The 16,661-nt window shown below is 43.1% G+C and carries 14 protein-coding genes; 1 reads left to right on the plus strand and 13 read right to left on the minus strand.

Features of this window, described 5'->3' with window-relative positions; translation table 11 throughout:
* Positions 1-145: 145 nt before the first annotated feature.
* The 12 genes from EBQ12_RS10535 to zapA all read right to left on the minus strand — a co-directional run bounded on the left by EBQ12_RS10535 (position 146) and on the right by zapA (position 12,942).
* Positions 146-1,624 carry an alpha-N-arabinofuranosidase gene (locus EBQ12_RS10535; RefSeq protein ID WP_125589923.1) on the minus strand — a complete coding sequence of 493 codons (1,479 nt, stop codon included), beginning with the start codon at positions 1,622-1,624 and terminating at the stop codon, positions 146-148.
* 75 nt (positions 1,625-1,699) lie between these two features.
* Complete coding sequence (locus tag EBQ12_RS10540) at positions 1,700-2,677, minus strand: electron transfer flavoprotein subunit alpha/FixB family protein (protein WP_017358243.1); 978 nt, start codon at positions 2,675-2,677, stop codon at positions 1,700-1,702.
* 44 nt (positions 2,678-2,721) lie between these two features.
* Positions 2,722-3,495 (minus strand): electron transfer flavoprotein subunit beta/FixA family protein, encoded by a 774-nt coding sequence (locus EBQ12_RS10545; RefSeq protein WP_125589925.1) that lies wholly within the window; start codon positions 3,493-3,495, stop codon positions 2,722-2,724.
* A gap of 31 nt (positions 3,496-3,526) precedes the next feature.
* Positions 3,527-4,306 carry an enoyl-CoA hydratase gene (locus tag EBQ12_RS10550; RefSeq protein ID WP_039964089.1) on the minus strand — a complete coding sequence of 260 codons (780 nt, stop codon included), beginning with the start codon at positions 4,304-4,306 and terminating at the stop codon, positions 3,527-3,529.
* 25 nt (positions 4,307-4,331) lie between these two features.
* Complete coding sequence (locus EBQ12_RS10555; RefSeq protein WP_024718637.1) at positions 4,332-4,916, minus strand: TetR/AcrR family transcriptional regulator; 585 nt, start codon at positions 4,914-4,916, stop codon at positions 4,332-4,334.
* Between the two features lie 174 nt (positions 4,917-5,090).
* Positions 5,091-6,800 carry an AMP-binding protein gene (locus EBQ12_RS10560; protein ID WP_125589927.1) on the minus strand — a complete coding sequence of 570 codons (1,710 nt, stop codon included), beginning with the start codon at positions 6,798-6,800 and terminating at the stop codon, positions 5,091-5,093.
* Positions 6,801-6,900: 100 nt separating this feature from the next.
* Complete coding sequence (locus tag EBQ12_RS10565; RefSeq protein WP_061419858.1) at positions 6,901-7,356, minus strand: Imm63 family immunity protein; 456 nt, start codon at positions 7,354-7,356, stop codon at positions 6,901-6,903.
* A 162-nt stretch (positions 7,357-7,518) separates the two neighbouring features.
* Positions 7,519-7,923 (minus strand): DUF350 domain-containing protein, encoded by a 405-nt coding sequence (locus tag EBQ12_RS10570; RefSeq protein WP_008345990.1) that lies wholly within the window; start codon positions 7,921-7,923, stop codon positions 7,519-7,521.
* 14 nt (positions 7,924-7,937) lie between these two features.
* Positions 7,938-10,295, minus strand: coding sequence for an endonuclease MutS2 (locus EBQ12_RS10575; RefSeq protein WP_125589999.1), 2,358 nt, complete (start codon positions 10,293-10,295; stop codon positions 7,938-7,940).
* A 21-nt stretch (positions 10,296-10,316) separates the two neighbouring features.
* Positions 10,317-12,029 carry a DNA polymerase/3'-5' exonuclease PolX gene (gene polX / locus EBQ12_RS10580; protein ID WP_125589929.1) on the minus strand — a complete coding sequence of 571 codons (1,713 nt, stop codon included), beginning with the start codon at positions 12,027-12,029 and terminating at the stop codon, positions 10,317-10,319.
* 114 nt (positions 12,030-12,143) lie between these two features.
* Positions 12,144-12,677, minus strand: coding sequence for a CvpA family protein (locus EBQ12_RS10585; RefSeq protein ID WP_125589930.1), 534 nt, complete (start codon positions 12,675-12,677; stop codon positions 12,144-12,146).
* 7 nt (positions 12,678-12,684) lie between these two features.
* Positions 12,685-12,942 carry a cell division protein ZapA gene (gene zapA, locus EBQ12_RS10590; RefSeq protein ID WP_008345998.1) on the minus strand — a complete coding sequence of 86 codons (258 nt, stop codon included), beginning with the start codon at positions 12,940-12,942 and terminating at the stop codon, positions 12,685-12,687.
* A 134-nt stretch (positions 12,943-13,076) separates the two neighbouring features.
* Between zapA and rnhC the strand changes: the two genes are divergently transcribed.
* A complete protein-coding gene (gene rnhC / locus EBQ12_RS10595) occupies positions 13,077-14,000 on the plus strand; it encodes a ribonuclease HIII (RefSeq protein WP_125589933.1) in 924 nt (307 codons plus the stop codon).
* A gap of 246 nt (positions 14,001-14,246) precedes the next feature.
* Here the strand turns inward: rnhC and pheT are convergent, their stop codons facing one another.
* A complete protein-coding gene (gene pheT, locus EBQ12_RS10600; protein WP_079919760.1) occupies positions 14,247-16,661 on the minus strand; it encodes a phenylalanine--tRNA ligase subunit beta in 2,415 nt (804 codons plus the stop codon).

The raw sequence follows: 16,661 nt of genomic DNA on the forward strand, positions 1-16,661 counted from the left end.
AAACAAACCGTATGATCGCACCAATAACAACAATCGCACCGATGATCATCAGAATGGTTCTAAGCATATGACATAACTCCCTTTCCGCTTCATTTACAATGTATGATGCCCCAACATTCTTCTCATCAAACATTGAAATATGCGATCAAGCCAGATCGACGGTCAACATTACAACCGACATAGGCGGCAGATCAATAGTCAGCTCGCCGTGCTTAACAGCAAATTGCCGAAAGTCCGCAGGCTGAACGGAATGAGGATCATCGAACGTGTTGTGCGCATTCATCCGATCAGCAGTCAGCACACGGCCAGTGACCTTCGTTTTTGCATCGATTCCCTCTATCGCAAGAGATACGTCTGCTTTTTCATAGGGATTCACATGACATAAACTAATATGCATCTTGTCAGATGACCGCGAGGCTGACACACTGACTTGAGGGATTTTTTCACCCCGGCGTTCATATGAAGGCGCATTCAATTCTACTTCAAGCGCTTCTTCTTCTTGATGCACTTGAAACATGTGAAATACATGATAGGTAGGTGTCAGGAGCATCTTTTCGTCCTGCGTTAACACCATCGCTTGCAGCACATTGACGGTCTGGGCAATATTCGCCATATGAATCCGCTGGCAATGGCGATGAAAAATATGAAAATGCAAGGCACAGACTAGAGCATCTCTTAATGTGTTTTGCTGATACAAAAACCCTGGATTTGTCCCCGGTTCTGGATCATACCATGTCCCCCATTCATCAATAATCATCCCGATTCGCTTGTCTGGGTCATAACGATCCATGATCTCTCCGTGATCTACAACAAGCCGCTCCATTTCAGACGCCTTTTTCAGCGTTGTAAACCACTCATCCTCATCAAAATCAGTCGCTGACCCTTTCTTCTCCCATGTTCCTGGGACCGTATAGTAATGCAAACTGAGCCCATCCATCCATGGCGCTGCACGCTCCATTAATACTTTTGTCCAATTCACATCATTTGAATTCGCACCACATGCGATTTTGTAAATGCGCTGACCAGCAAACTCTCTCACATACGTTTGGTAGCGTTTATATAAGTCTGCATAATACTCTGGCGTCATATTTCCACCACATCCCCAGCTTTCATTGCCTACACCAACATACGTCAGCTCCCACGGTTCTTGTTTTCCATTTTGAATCCGCCAATCCGACATAGGTGTCCCTTTAGGAAATGTGATATATTCAATCCATTCTGCTAATTCTTGAACAGAGCCGCTTCCAACGTTTCCACAAATATAAGGCTCACATTCAAGTAATTCACACAGTCTCATAAATTCATGTGTACCAAACGCATTTGATTCAACGGTGCCACCCCAATGAGTATTCACCATCGGCTTTCGTTCACTCAGATCACCGACGCCGTTTGCCCAATGATACTCGTCTGCAAAACAGCCGCCCGGCCACCTCAGCACCGGGATATGTAAGGCTTGAAGTGCCTTTAGTACATCGGTACGAATCCCCTCAATATGGTCAATCGATGAGTCTTTCCCTACCCAAATGCCGTCATAAATTCCTCTTCCTAAATGCTCTTGAAAGTGTCCATAGATGTGTTTAGAAATGCGTCCAATCACTTCATTCACTTTTACTGTCCCATTCACTTGTAAACCGCTCCTTTGTTTCGTGATGACATACAAAAAAACCCAGAATACCTAGGCATTCTGAGTGTATGAGCGTTAAGAATGGATATTCATCTTTTTTAACTCTTCATTTAAAAGCGGAACGACTTCGAATAAGTCACCAACAATTCCGTAATCGGCAATTTTGAAGATTTCAGCTTCAGGGTCTTTGTTGATCGCAACAATGACTTTACTGTTGGACATACCGGCTAAATGCTGAATAGCTCCTGAAATCCCGCAGGCAATGTAAAGGTCAGGTGTGACGACTTTACCGGTTTGACCAATTTGCAGGGCATAATCGCAATAGTCAGCGTCACATGCACCACGCGAGGCACCGACTGCTGCGCCAAGCGTTTGGGCAAGTTCTTTCAGCGGTTCAAAGCCTTCTTTGCTCTTGACCCCCCTGCCTCCTGCGACAATGACCTTCGCTTCAGATAAATCTACACCTTCTGATGTTTTTTTAATGACTTCCTTCACGATCGTTCTTAGGTTTTGAATATCGACAGAAACTGGCGTCACTTCTCCGCTGCGTGACGCATCACGCTCCAGCGGTGCCACGTTGTTTGGGCGGATAGTAGCCAAAAGCAGACGATCTGTTGAAATGACTTTTTCAAAAGCTTTTCCTGAATAAATCGGTCTAGTGAAAACAAGATGTTCACCGGTAACGCTTACATCTATTGCATCTGAAATTAAGCCTGTTTGCAGGCGTGCAGCTATTTTAGGTGACAAGTCTTTTCCGATCGATGTATGACCGAAGAGCACTGCATCAGGATTGACTTGATCTAATATTGCCTGAAGCGCCTGCGCAAAACCATCAGACGTATAATAAGAAAGATGCGGGTGCTCGACGATCATCACATGATCCGCTCCATAATAAAGCAGTTCATCCGCTTGGTCTTTGACGTGATCCCCTATTAAAACGCCAATCACTTCACCGCCATCAGCCACCTCGTGAGCGGCAGCAATCGCTTCAAATGTCACATTTCTTAATTTACCGTCACGACTTTCTCCAAGTACAACAACTTTTTTACTCATCCTTTAAGCTCCCCCTTGTTCTCGTGATATCGTAAAGTGGATGTTTAGATGACTTTTGCTTCATTTCTTAGCAGGTCTGTCAATTCCTTGACCTGATCCTGAAGCTCGCCGCTCAGCACCTTGCCACCCTCTTTTTTCTCCGGTAAGAAACGTTCGATTGTTTTGATTTTATATGGCACATCGTCTTCATCTAGATCTAAATCGTCTAATTCTAATTCTTCTAAAGGCTTTTTCTTTGCCTTCATGATCCCTGGTAACGATGGATAACGAGGCTCATTGAGACCTTGCTGCGCGGTGACCACTAGCGGGAGCTCGGCAGAAATCACTTCCACATCACCCTCTGCATCTCGCTCAATTGAAGCAGTGCCGCCGTCGATTTGAATACTTGTAATGGTTGTGACATATGGAAAGCCGAGTAATTCAGCAAGACGCGGGGCCACCTGTCCAGACCCGCCGTCAATCGCTACATTCCCTGCTAAGATCAAGGAAGCTTCTTTATCCTTGAAATAGTGATATAGAATCGTAGAAGCGGAAAATTGATCCCACTCCTCCAAATCCTCTTCAACATTTAATAAAACGGCTTGATCGCAGCCCATTGCAAGTGCTGTTCTAAGCTGCTTCTCCGCATCTTCATTGCCAACTGTCACGACCGTTACTTCTCCCCCGTGCTCATCCCGAAGCTGAATCGCTTCTTCAATTGCGTACTCATCATAAGGATTAATAATGAACTCTGCCCCATCTTCTTGAATAGCACCAGACTGAATAGAGATTTTCTCTTCCGTGTCAAACGTACGCTTCATTAAAACAAAAATATTCATTCATTTCTCCCCCTTGTGTCGTACTAATCCCTTATTCCCCTTTAAAATTCGGTTTGCGCTTTTCGATAAAAGCCTGGATGCCTTCTTTGGCATCATTCGACTGGAACACCTCAGCAAACTTTTTGGCTTCCAGCTTCATTCCGCCATCATATGAGTACACTTTTGTCGCATTCAATAACTCAAGCACATACTCAAGCGTTTTAGGGCTTTTCGCTGCAAATTTCGCAGCCAATGTTTTGGCTGATTCCAGCGCTTCTTCTTCTGTTTCCGCAAGTTTTGAAACAAGTCCGCAGGCAAATGCTTCTTCTCCTGTAATCGGCTCAGCTGTCCCCATCATTTCAAGTGCTTTAGCTGATCCAACATAGCGAGGCAGGCGCTGCGTTCCGCCGAATCCTGGGATAATACCGAGATTTAATTCCGGCAGTCCCAGCTTTGCATCTTTTGTTGCGATTCGAATATCACACGACATCGCCAACTCAAGCCCGCCGCCTAATGCTGCCCCGTGAATGGAAGCAATCACCGGCTTTGGACATTGTTCAATTCGTTCAAACACTTGCTGTCCTCTGTCTGCAAGGCTGGCATAATCAGACTCTTCCTGCAAGGTCGTAAATTCTTTAATATCAGCACCTGCTGAGAAAAATCTACCTTCTCCATGAATGACAATAGCTCTCACTTCACTGTTTTGTTCAAGCTGATCAAACATGTCGTTGAGTTCAGTGAGAAGCTGAGAGGATAAGGCATTTGCAGGTGGGTGTTGAATCGTGATGAGTGCTGTCTGTTCGTCTTGGTGTAAGCTAAGTATTTTTTCCATGTCAATCATCCTTTTTCAATTGTCTTTAAGATTGATGTATTCCGTTTAAGAGAAGATCATGTACACTTTCTGCGAGTGCAGGCAGGTCATACTTTTGATCATTCATGACCCATGTTGTAGCGGTTTCGTCAATCGTCCCAAATACCATTTGTCTCGCTAAGCGGACATCTAGATTTTGTCTAAATTCTCCTGTCTTCTTTCCTTCGGCTAAAATGGAGTCTAGCATATTTAAATACCCTTTCAGCACCTCATTGATTTTTTGGCGCAGTTCAAGGTTTGACTGCCTGAGTTCAAGCTGTGTCACTAGGGCCAAATGATGGTCTTGAGATAGCAGGCGAAAGTGTTCTCGAATGAGGAGAAGAAGCTTTTCTTTGGCAGACGGTTTCTTTTGAATATCTGTTTCCATCCGTTCGATGAATTGTCCCATTTTTTCTTTGAACAACGAGATCAAAATGTCCTCTTTGTTTTTGAAATAGAGATAAATGGTTCCGTCTGCTACCCCTGCTTGTTTGGCAATCTTTGAAACTTGTGATTGATGGTAGCCGTTCTCTGCAATCACCACAACGGCTGCATCAATAATTTGCATGTACTTCGGTCTTTTCTGCTTCAATGTGCTTCGTCCCTTTCTGAATTGAATGAGCATTCATTCATAACTTTATGTTAAAAAGAAACGAGTGATTTGTCAAGTGATGTTCTTCTTTCTTTTCAACCTTTAGCATACCAGAGCAGACACGTACAATTCAAATCATCCGGCCGCTTGACCGGATGATGCTGGTTCATTCTCTCATTGATCGACTGGTTCTTCTGTTGAAGATGATTGCTTTCTTTTTTCTTCTTCAATTAACACTCTGCGCAAGATTTTCCCTACAGCCGTTTTAGGCAGTGATTCCTTAAATTCGTAGACACGCGGCACTTTAAATGAGGCAATTCTTGTTCTAACAAAACGATCCAGTTCATCCTCTGTTACATAGGCATCCTTTTTCGGGACAACAAAGGCTTTTACTGTTTCCCCTCTATACGGATCTGGAATACCCGCCACAACAACTTCTTGTACAAGCTCATGCTCATAAAGGGCTTCTTCAACCTCTCTTGGGTAAATATTATAGCCGCTCGCGATGATGACATCCTTTTTCCGGTCTACGATATAGAAAAAACCATCCTCATCCATATACCCAATATCTCCTGTGAAAAACCAGCCGTCTCTTAACACTGCCGCAGTCTCCTCCGGCTGATTCCAGTATCCTTTCATGATTTGAGGACCTTTGACGATAATCTCTCCGTGCTCATATGGCGCTTTGAGTCCACCCGTTTCTTCACAATAAATACCGGCATCTGTATTCGGCCAAGGGCACCCGATACTTCCTATTTTGTTCGCTCCCCATAAGAAATTGGCATGAGTGACAGGAGAAGTTTCTGAAAGTCCATACCCTTCTACAAGCCTTCCTCCTGTTAGTTTTTCAAAACTCTGTTTGACTTCAACAGGAAGAGCGGCCGATCCGCTTAAGCATGCGGTGATGGATGATAGGTCATACTTTTCAATATTCGGATGATGAAGCAGGGCAATATACATCGTTGGTGCTCCTGGGAACAGCGTCGGTTTCTGTTTTTCAATGGTCTTCAAGGCATCCGCTGCATCAAAACGCGGAAGAAGAATCATTTGATGACCTTCTTTGACTGCAAGGTTTAGCACGGTCGTCATGCCGTATACATGAAAGAACGGAATGATCCCAAGAATCCGCTCTTTTCCGCGGTTCGTTTTATACATCCATGATGTACACATTTCTGTATTGGCTACTATATTTTCATGTGTGAGCATGACCCCTTTTGGTAAACCGGTCGTTCCGCCTGTATATTGCAAAACTGCGACATCCTCTTTCGGTTGAAAGGATATTTGCGGAATCCGTTCTCCTGACGATTCTTTCATGATCTGTGAGAAATGATGAATGGTCTCACTCTTCTCCACTTGGATGACCATGTTGTTTTTCCTTCGCTGGACAATCGGAAACAATATGTTTTTCGGAAATGGCAAGTAATCTTGTAATTTTGTGATGATCAAATGTTCCACGCTTGTCAGCGCTTTCATTTTATAGGCCTTTGGATACAGTAGATCGAGAGTGATCAGCACCTTAGAGCCACTGTCCTCCATTTGATATTCCAGTTCTTTCTCCGTATAAAGCGGATTGGTTTGAACGACAATGCCGCCTGCTATTAAAACCGCATAATAAGAAATCACCGATTGCGGGCAGTTTGGCAGCATAATCGCTACTCTGTCGCCTTTTTTGACACCGATGTCAATCAAGTGACTGGCTAATTTCAGTGCATCTTCTTGTAACTGCTGGTAGGTGATGTTTTTTCCTAAAAAATGAATGGCTGTATGCTCAGGTGCTGCCTCTGCGGAGCTGAATAAGTAAGATTGCAACGTTTCATTTGGGATGGTGAGTTCGTGGGGAATTTGATTCGGGTAATGCAGAAGCCAACGTTTATCTGACTGCATAAAAACCCTCCTTCCTGAACTTTCGTACTATTTTATTATAGCAAACTTTTCCTTATGGCTGTTTGCTTTTTTCAAATCGAGCTCGTTCTATGGCACATCTTCATTTTTTCGCCGGTGTTTCTATAGAGGCTCTTTTCCCTTCATGATGCCACTTTTCGTATAATCCACCGATCGCACGAAATGACTCATGGACTCTCTCCACAATCTGTTTATGGATACTAGGGTCATTAGGTAAATGTGTTTGGATGTTGTCCACTTGATATTGTCTCATCATGTCTAGATACACAGTTAGAAAGATGGTGTCTTCTAAAATCCAATAAACGACTTCATCCGCCTCTTTTGTTCTTTTATGAAGCACTTTAATCCCTCGTTCATATTGAATAAGAATATAGCCAGATGGATCAATGTCGATATATGGACTCAAATCATCAAAAAAACCAGTCGTTTGAAAAGGACGTGCAATATACGGTTCATATATGTCTTGGGGAAGGGATGTCTTTTTGAGACAAGTGTCAATGCGCTTTATGAGTTCGTCTTTCTGCAAGATTTGATTCATTCTGATTCGCCGCCTTTGATGAGTGAAAAGCTGTCAAGGTTTTCCCTGACAGCTTTCTAGAATGTATTCTTCATTTTACAGGAACATGTAAACGGCACCAATAACCGCAAAAGTGCAGGCAACTACAATTAATACTTTGGCTAGTTTTTCCATGTCGTCTCCTTAAATGCCGGCTGCTACTACATAAGACAGCCCAACAGAAATAATGAGTGAAATAAACCCGACCGCTCTATTATCATTCTCAATCTCTTTGTCTACTTTAAATCGTGGTGTTAAAAATTCAAAAATGAAATAGCTGACAAGCAGCATCACAAAGCCGTATACGCCCCATCCGATCATTTGAAGAAGCGAGTTGTGCTGAGCGATGGAATGCTGAAAGACATTGGCAATCCCAAAAATCTTCCCGCCGGTTGCCATAGCAACAGCTAAGTTCCCCCGCTGAATCTCTTCCCAGTTTTTATAGGAGGTCACGAGTTCAAATATGGTAAGAAATAAGACAAGACATAGGACGGCCACGCTGTAATAGGCGGCAATTTCCACAAGTTCATTTTCCCAAAAGGCTTTCATGCGTTTTCTCCTTTTTACTTTAATTCGACGATGGTGACGCCTGATCCTCCCTCGCCTTGTTCTCCAAAACGAGCATTTTTTACACTACGGTGCTGCTTTAATAATTCCTGGACCCCTTTTCTCAAGGCGCCAGTGCCTTTACCGTGAATGATCGACACACGCGGATAGCCAGCTAAGACGGCATCATCTAAGTATTTCTCGACTCTGCTTAAGGCATTCTCATACCGCTCTCCTCTTAAATCAAGCTCAAGTGATACATGATAGTCTTTTCCTTTGACCGCCGTGATGGCTTTCTCTTGCTTAAATTCCGGTGCTGATTTGATAAATTCCATATCTTTTTCTTTTACTTTCATTTTCAGAATGCCCATTTGGACACTCCATTCTTTGTTACCCGTTTGTTCGATGAGCGTTCCTTTTTGGCCAAACGTCAGCACTTTGACTTCATCGCCTGGATTTAGCTGTCTTGCTGCTTTTTTCACTGGCTCTGATTTTTTCTTACGGTCAAACTCAGGGACAGCTTCTTCAAGACGCTTTCTCGCATCAATGAGTTCATGTTCTTTGAACGAACGATGCTCACTTTTAATGGACCGAAGCTCTTGAATAATCTCTTCTGCTTCTTTTGTTGCTTGTTCAATTTTTTCTGCCGCTTTTTGTTCGGCTTCTTCAAGCAGTTTGTCCTTTTGTTCATTCCATTCAAGGATTTGTTTTTGCAATTCTTTATGGAGCTTCTCTGCTTCTTTTCTATAGAATTCCGTCTCATGCAGTTCTTCTTCTGCTTGTTTTTTGCTGTCTTCTAATGAAGCAATCATCTGATCGACTTCATTATGTTCCGCATGCATATCTGCTTTTGCACGGTCAATTAAATGATGAGGCAATCCTAGACGCTTGGAAATTTCAAATGCATTACTTCGCCCCGGCACCCCGATGAGCAAGCGATATGTAGGTGATAAGGTTTCAATATCAAACTCTACACTCGCATTTGTGACGCCTTCTCGGTTATACCCGTATGCCTTCAGCTCAGGATAGTGAGTCGTTGCGATGACGCGCGCATTTGTTTGATGAACTTCATCTAAGATGCTCATTGCAAGTGCTGCACCTTCAGCAGGATCTGTCCCTGCACCTAATTCATCAAATAACACAAGTGAATTAGACGTCAAATGCTTTAAGATATCCACAATATTGACCATATGAGATGAGAATGTACTCAAGCTCTGTTCAATAGACTGCTCGTCTCCAATATCAGCAAAGACTTGATCGAATACAGCCACTTCTGATCCTTCTTCGACTGGAATATGAAGACCTGCCTGCGTCATCAGCGTAAGAAGTCCAAGTGTTTTTAAAGTGACGGTCTTACCGCCTGTATTTGGACCCGTGATGACGATCGTAGAAAAATCTTTGCCCAGCTCAATATCATTTGCCACAACCTGATCTCGAGGCAATAGGGGATGTCTTGCCCGTTTTAAATAAATCTCCCCCTGGTTATTCACAGTAGGTTTTGTGGCTTTTTCTGCTTTTGCATATTTGGCTTTGGCGAAAATAAAATCTAATGTCTGAAGTTCATTCACATTATGAAGCAATTCATCAATATGCTCTGACACACTCGCTGTTAGCATTTGCAAAATCTTTTCAATCTCTTGCTTTTCTTTTAGGCGAGTTTGCTGCAAGGTGTTATTTAAATCCACGACCACCTGCGGCTCAATAAAAAGAGTTGCGCCTGAAGAAGATTGATCGTGAACAATCCCCCCATAATTCGAGCGGTACTCTTGTTTTACGGGAATGACAAACCGATCATTACGAATGGTCACAATGGTGTCTGACAGCATTTTCGAGGCAGATTGTGAACGAATCATTGATTCTAATTTATCTCGTACTTTTGATTCTAGTGATCGTAACTGCGTTCGTATGGTGCGGAGTGCAGGCGTTGCGTGATCAAGCACTTCTCCATTATCACCAATACAGCTTTCGATTTCTTTTCTCACGTCTGGCAGTAAAATCAGCGATTCTGCATATGTATGAAGACGGGGTATCTCTACTCCGTCCTCATACATAGAGGTGAGAAAGTGCTTCATGTTTTTTGTGGTATATAACAGCGCCGCAATTTCCATCAGCTCAGCAGGGCTTAATATACTGCCTATTTCTGCTCGTTTGACGCCTCGTCTAATATCCATTAACCCGCCAAACGGCGCAGATCCTTTTAAACGAATCACATCTTGCGCTTCTGCTACCTCTTCTAGCAGATGCTGAATGCTCTCAATATCTGTGAGCGGTGTTAAGTCCTGCGCTTTTTCTTTCCCTAAAGTCGAAGCAGTATAGGACATGACTTTTTCTTTTACTTTATGAAATTCTAATGATGCTAACACTTTTTGTTGCAGCATGGTCCAGCCTCCTAACGACTACCTGTCACGCGTTAAAAACTTTTTCATCTCATCGAGAGAAAATGTATTCACGACATTTGCTTTTGGTGTCCAGCCCTTTCTTGCAGCTGTGACACCGACGTCCATATGATCGAGCATGGTGATGTTGTGCGCATCTGTGTTGATCATGATGTTCACACCCGCTTCGTTTGCTTTCATTAAATGCTCTGTTTTTAAATCCAGTCTTGACGGGTTGCTGTTGAGTTCCAGTGCAGTGCCCGTTTTTTTCGCAAGCTCTATGAGCTGATCAATATTTAAAGCATAGCCGTCTCGTCTACCGATCAAACGGCCAGTTGGATGGGCAATTAAATCCACATGCTGATTATTCAAGGCATTTTCTAGGCGCTCCATAATGACTTCCTCCGGCTGAGAGAAGCTAGAATGAATAGACGCAATGACAAAATCCATGTCTGCTAGAAAGTCATCATCATAATCTAACGATCCATCCGGCAGAATATCCATTTCGACCCCTTTGAAAATGTGAAAATGCTCGAATTCTTGATTCAGCTTGTCAATTTCTTTTGCTTGCAAACGCAAACGTTCTTTTGTTAAACCGTTTGCTACTTTTAAATATTGTGAGTGGTCTGTGATCGCCATGTATTCATAGCCTTTTGCGATACATGCCTCTGCCATTTCGCGAATAGAAAAGGCGCCATCACTCCATGTCGAGTGCATATGAAGATCGCCTTTGATATCTTTTCGTTCCACAAATTGCATACTTTCTTTATACGAATCAATCTCTGCTCCGGTTTCACGAATTTCTGGCGGAATGAGCGGAAGTTGGAAATGTGCATAAAAAGCGCTTTCGTCTTCAAATGTTTTCACATCCCCAGTTTCGATCGTTTCAACCCCATATTCACTAATACGCTCACCGCGCTCCTTCGCAAGCTGTCGCATACGAATGTTATGATCTTTTGATCCAGTGAAATGGTGCAGCGTTGTTGCAAATTGGTCTGTTGTCACAAGCCGGAAATCTACACTGATTTCAAAATCAAGTGCAAGCATGACAGATACCTTCGTATCACCGCTCGCAATGACATCTTTGACATCATCAAGAGCAACAAGTTGTTCTCTCACTTGTTCAGGGTTATCAGTCGCAATGATGTAATCTAAATCTTTAACCGTTTCACGCGCACGTCTTAAACTGCCCGCTCTTGAAAAACGGATGATTCCCTCCATCTGTTCCAGCGCATCATCAATTCGCTCTGCCACATCTAATGCAAAGCCAATTGGCAGTCGCTCTGGCTGCTTTCCCGCCTCCTCAAGAGCGGCAAGAATCTTTTCTTCTGTTTTTTTGCCAAACCCAGCAAGCGTTTGTACTTTTTCCGCTTCACATGCTTCTTTTAAAGACTGTGCATCGTGAACACCAAGCTCTTGGTAGAGCTTAGCAATCTTCTTCCCGCCGAGTCCTTGCAATTTTAAGAGCGGGACAAGTCCTTCAGGCACTTCTTTTTTTAATTGTTCGAGTGTTTCAGACTGTCCTTTTTCGATATACTCTGTGATCACAGCAAAGGTTCCTTTTCCAATGCCGGGTAATGCTAATAGGTCATCTATTTGAGAAAGACTGCGGTCATCTTGTTCAAGTGCCGCAGCTGCTTTACGAAAGGCAGAAATTTTAAAAGGATTATCTCCTTTTAGCTCCATATAAACTGCAATTGTTTCAAGAAGTTTAATAATATCTTTTTTATTCATCTCTCATCCTCCAGCCGCTTTGGCATCTTCCTATATAAATATACAAACTTTCCCTTCATCCGACAACTTTCTGTCATGGAATGAGAAAAAACTTCTCCAAGAAAGGAGAAGTTCTTAAACTCCATACGTCGACCAGAGGTCTTTGACAAGACCGGACAGGTAAGGGGTGCTATTTACGATCACATCTGCTAACATTGATTTGCTCATCATCGTTTGAAGCGCTTCGACTGGAAGTAATGCGGCCACAAACAATAGAATAAACACAAATAGATAGGTTTCAAGAAATCCTAAAACAGCGCCAAGCAGTTTGTTGACCTGTTTAATCACAGGGATACTTGCAATGGTTGTGAGCAATCCGCCGATGATAGCGAGCAGGATTTTGGTCAAGATAAACAGAATGATAAACGCAATGGTATTATAATAAGCTGTTTCTAGATTCCCACTAAAGAAAGCGAGCTGCGCTTGACCGCCGCTAAAATTAGGTGCTGGAATCCACGTAAGCTGTGGTGCAAGTGACTGATAAAACAGAGAAGCCACTAAAATAGAAACAACAAAGCTAATCAATTTAATAAATTGAAGAATAAACCCGCGTTTTAGACCGACAAGCGTTCCCATAAGAAGCAAAAACAAAATGATGATATCGATCACGGTAATTTCATTCCTTTTCTTTTAGATGAAGCTCTAGTTTTTCGTATTGCTCTTTTAATTTCAAGTAGTCGTGGACGACATTGACTGCTGTCAGTACAGCTAATTTGTTTATATCAAGGTATGGATTTTTTTCATTGATTTCTCTCATTTTATCATCAACAATTGAAGCAACATGTCGCATATGCATCTTCGTTTCTTGACCGATGATCGTATAGGACTGTCCGTAAATCTCAACTGTTGTTTTCGTTTTACCGCCGTCAGACAACGTTTCTCCTCCATTCCACGAGAATCCTAGTCTCTATCATAACATGTTTAGACATTGAATGGAAAGACGAGCCCTTCCCTGTTATGGTACACTTTAGAAATCAATGATATCAAGGTAAAAAGGAGTTATCCACTGTGCCCCAATCCGTCTTAAAAGCAACATCAGAAGACATGAAAAAAATGAAGAGCGTGTACGCTCAGCATTTAACTGCCACTTTGCCGCCAGGCGCTCTATTTCAAGCAAAGGTTCCCGGCTGTACGATTACAGCCTACAAATCTGGAAAAGTACTGTTCCAAGGACAAAAGGCAGAAGCTGAAGCGAGTCAGTTCAACCATTTACAAACAGCTGAAACAAAAAGCAAAAAAACACCATCCATCACACAGTACAGCCCACCACATGGCATTGCTTCCATGTCGGTTATTGGCTCAGATGAGGTCGGTACTGGCGATTATTTTGGACCCATTACGGTCTGTGCGGCTTATGTTGATTCCAGTCAGCTTGCTCTCATGAAAGAGCTCGGTGTGAAAGACTCAAAAGGACTCAAAGATCCGCAGATTATCAACATTGCCAAAGACTTGATCAAAACCATCCCGTTCAGCCTTCTCGTGCTTCGGAATGAAAAATACAATGCGATGCAGGAAAAGGGCATGAGCCAAGGGAAAATGAAGGCACTGCTTCATAACCAAGTCATCACCTCCGTGCTAGAAAAACTGGATGGCAAGAAACCAGAAGCCATTCTCATTGACCAATTTGCCGAACCGGGTATTTATTTCAGGCACCTTGCGGGGAAAAAGATCATTCGGGAGCGTACATACTTTAGTACGAAAGCAGAAGGCATCCACTTATCGGTTGCTGCAGCTTCTATTATTGCAAGATATGCTTTTTTAATTGAAATGGATAAATTATCAAAAGCAGCGGGCTTTGACATTCCAAAAGGGGCCGGTCCGCATGTTGACAAAGCGGCAGCAAAGCTGATGAAACAGCACGGCGAAGAGGCTTTACGCCAATTTACAAAACTTCATTTTGCCAACACCCAAAAAGCGAAAAAATGGTTATAATCAAAAAAGAGCTATCGCCCATAAGGTGATAGCTCTCAGATTGTTGACAAAGGGCTAAAATGAACTTGATTTTAGCCCTTTGTCTTCTTTTCAGCGTGATAGAAAACCTTTGCATCCCTAGGAAGGACGAGTACTGGTGCGGAGCGAATTTGTCATTCGTGAGCACCGGCACGCAGGACTGACAAAGAATGCGAGGGTTTGTCTACACGCTAAAAGCTATCGCCCATAAAGCGATAGCTCTTTTGATTATCCGCGCAAGACAGCTTGATACGTATCTTCTAATGCTTTCAATACGTTTGTATGAACAGCCGTGACTTCTTCCTCGGTCAACGTTTGTTCTGGGTTTAAATATTGCAGAGAGAATGCAACAGATTTCTTGCCTTCTTCCATATGCTCCCCCTCATACACATCAAAGACGGAAAGGTCTGTGAGCAATTGGCCGCCAGCTTCATAAATGACTTGCTCCAGCTGTCCGCTTGAAATATGCTGATCGACGACAAGTGCGATGTCTCTTGTCACTGCTGGGAATCTCGGAATAGCCGTATATTTCATATCCTCTGTTTCAGACGTCATTACATCTGTTAAATCAAATTCAAATACATACGTTTCTTTTAAATCTAATTCCTTTTCCACTAATGGATGAAGTGCAGCTACAAAGCCAATCACTTTTCCATTTAAATGAACATCAGCTGTACGTCCTGGGTGAAGGCCCTCACGCTCTGCTTGAACATACGTGATCTCTCCTGATACACCAAGCTTTTCAAACAGCCCTTCTGCAATACCCTTCGCTACATAAAAATCGACAGCTTTTTTCTCGCCCTGCCAAAGATTTTTATGCCAAAGACCTGTTAACGCACCTGCCACATGCTCTTTCTCTACTGGTTTTGCGCCTTCCGTTTCCGCTAAGAAAACAGAACCTGTTTCGTAAAAGGCAAAAGAATCAGCTTGTCTTGCTAAGTTATATGCGACAGAATCAAGTAAGTTTGGCAGAAGGCTTTGTCTCAGCACACTTCGTTCCTCACTCATCGGCAAGGAAAGTCTTGTTTGATAAGCTGGATTTAAAGCAAAGGCTGTGGACTTATGCTGATTCGTTAATGAATACGTAATCGCTTGAGAAAGCCCTGCGCCCTCTAAGAAACGTCTCACCTTTCTGCGCTTCACTTGGTATGGCGTAAGACCACCAACGGTACCAGCTGTCGCAGGGAGTGTAGATGGAATATTGTCGTAGCCGTATAATCTCGCGACTTCTTCAATGAGGTCCTCTTCAATCGTAATATCCATTCTACGGGAAGGAACCGTTACAACAAGCACATCATTTGATTCGCCCACAGTAAAGCCTAGTTTGTTGAAAATCTGAATCATATCTTCTTTTGAAATGCTCATACCAAGCACCTTGTTCACACGCTCAGTTGATACGTGGATGACATTCATACTTGTTTCAAGGTGGTTTTCCTCAACTGTACCACTTAGCACTTCGCCGCCTGCATACATACTGATCAATTGCGCTGCTCTTTCGGCTGCTGATTTCGTCCGCTGCGGATCGAGCCCTTTTTCAAATCGTGTGCTTGATTCACTGCGAAGCCCTAAGTCTCTAGATGCTTGACGGACGGTTTGACCGTTGAAATATGCCGCTTCTAAAAGAATCGTTGTCGTCTCATCACGCACCTCTGATTCAAAACCGCCCATGACACCTGCAACAGCATGCGCTTTTGTGCCATTTGTAATGACAAGATGCTTCGAAGACAATGTACGTTCTTGTTCATCCAGAGTTTGAATCATTTCATTTTCAGCCGCTTTACGTACAACCACCTGCTTTGAACCAAAGCGGTCATAATCAAAGGCATGTAGTGGTTGACCGTATTCAAGTAAGACAAAATTCGTAATATCCACGACGTTGTTAATTGGGCGGATACCTGCATTCATCAATCTTGTTTGCATCCAAAGTGGTGCTGGTCCAATCTTTACATTTTTAATGATCTTCGCTGCATAAAGTGGATTCGCTTCTTGATCCTCAATTTTAACAGAAATATAGTCTGCTGCTTTTTCAGAAGAAGTTTCATGCGCTGTATCAGGAAGCTTGATGTCTCTCCCTAAAATGGCGGCAACCTCATAAGCGACACCTAGCATATTAAGGGCATCGGCACGGTTTGGTGTTAAGCCAAGCTCAAGTACCGCGTCATCTAATTGAAGCGCTTGAAGGGCATCATCTCCTGGTTTCACGTCATTCGGGAAAACAAAGATGCCTTCTGCATATTCTTTTGGTACGAGCTTGCTCTCTACGCCTAATTCTTGCAGAGAACAAATCATGCCATGAGACTCTTCACCGCGTAGTTTTGCTTTTTTAATTTTAAAGTTTCCAGGAAGGACTGCACCAACCGTTGCGACAGCCACATGCTGTCCTTTATCCACATTTGGAGCCCCGCATATAATTTGCACCGGTGCGTCTTCGCCGATATCAACAAGACATTTGTTTAATTTATCCGCATTCGGATGCTGTTCACGTTCAATGACGTGTCCAACGACAACACCTTTGATGCCTTCGCCTTTATACTCAACGGCTTCCACTTCAATTCCGCTTCTTGTGATTTTCTCTGCTAATTCATCCGGCTGAATGCCTTCTAAATCGACATAGTCCTCTAACCATTTATATGAAACAAACAT

It is taken from the genome of Bacillus sp. 2B09, assembly GCF_003946835.1.
GTDB classification, from domain to species: domain Bacteria; phylum Bacillota; class Bacilli; order Bacillales; family Bacillaceae; genus Bacillus; species Bacillus altitudinis.

Coding starts and splice junctions, on each gene's coding strand:
- EBQ12_RS10540 (WP_017358243.1), bottom strand. CDS start 2,677: ATGAGTAAAAAAGTTGTTGTACTTGGAGAAAGTCGTGACGGTAAATTA.
- EBQ12_RS10545 (WP_125589925.1), bottom strand. CDS start 3,495: ATGAATATTTTTGTTTTAATGAAGCGTACGTTTGACACGGAAGAGAAA.
- EBQ12_RS10550 (WP_039964089.1), bottom strand. CDS start 4,306: ATGGAAAAAATACTTAGCTTACACCAAGACGAACAGACAGCACTCATC.
- EBQ12_RS10560 (WP_125589927.1), bottom strand. CDS start 6,800: ATGCAGTCAGATAAACGTTGGCTTCTGCATTACCCGAATCAAATTCCC.
- EBQ12_RS10565 (WP_061419858.1), bottom strand. CDS start 7,356: ATGAATCAAATCTTGCAGAAAGACGAACTCATAAAGCGCATTGACACT.
- EBQ12_RS10570 (WP_008345990.1), bottom strand. CDS start 7,923: ATGAAAGCCTTTTGGGAAAATGAACTTGTGGAAATTGCCGCCTATTAC.
- polX (WP_125589929.1), bottom strand. CDS start 12,029: ATGAATAAAAAAGATATTATTAAACTTCTTGAAACAATTGCAGTTTAT.
- pheT (WP_079919760.1), bottom strand. CDS start 16,661: ATGTTTGTTTCATATAAATGGTTAGAGGACTATGTCGATTTAGAAGGC.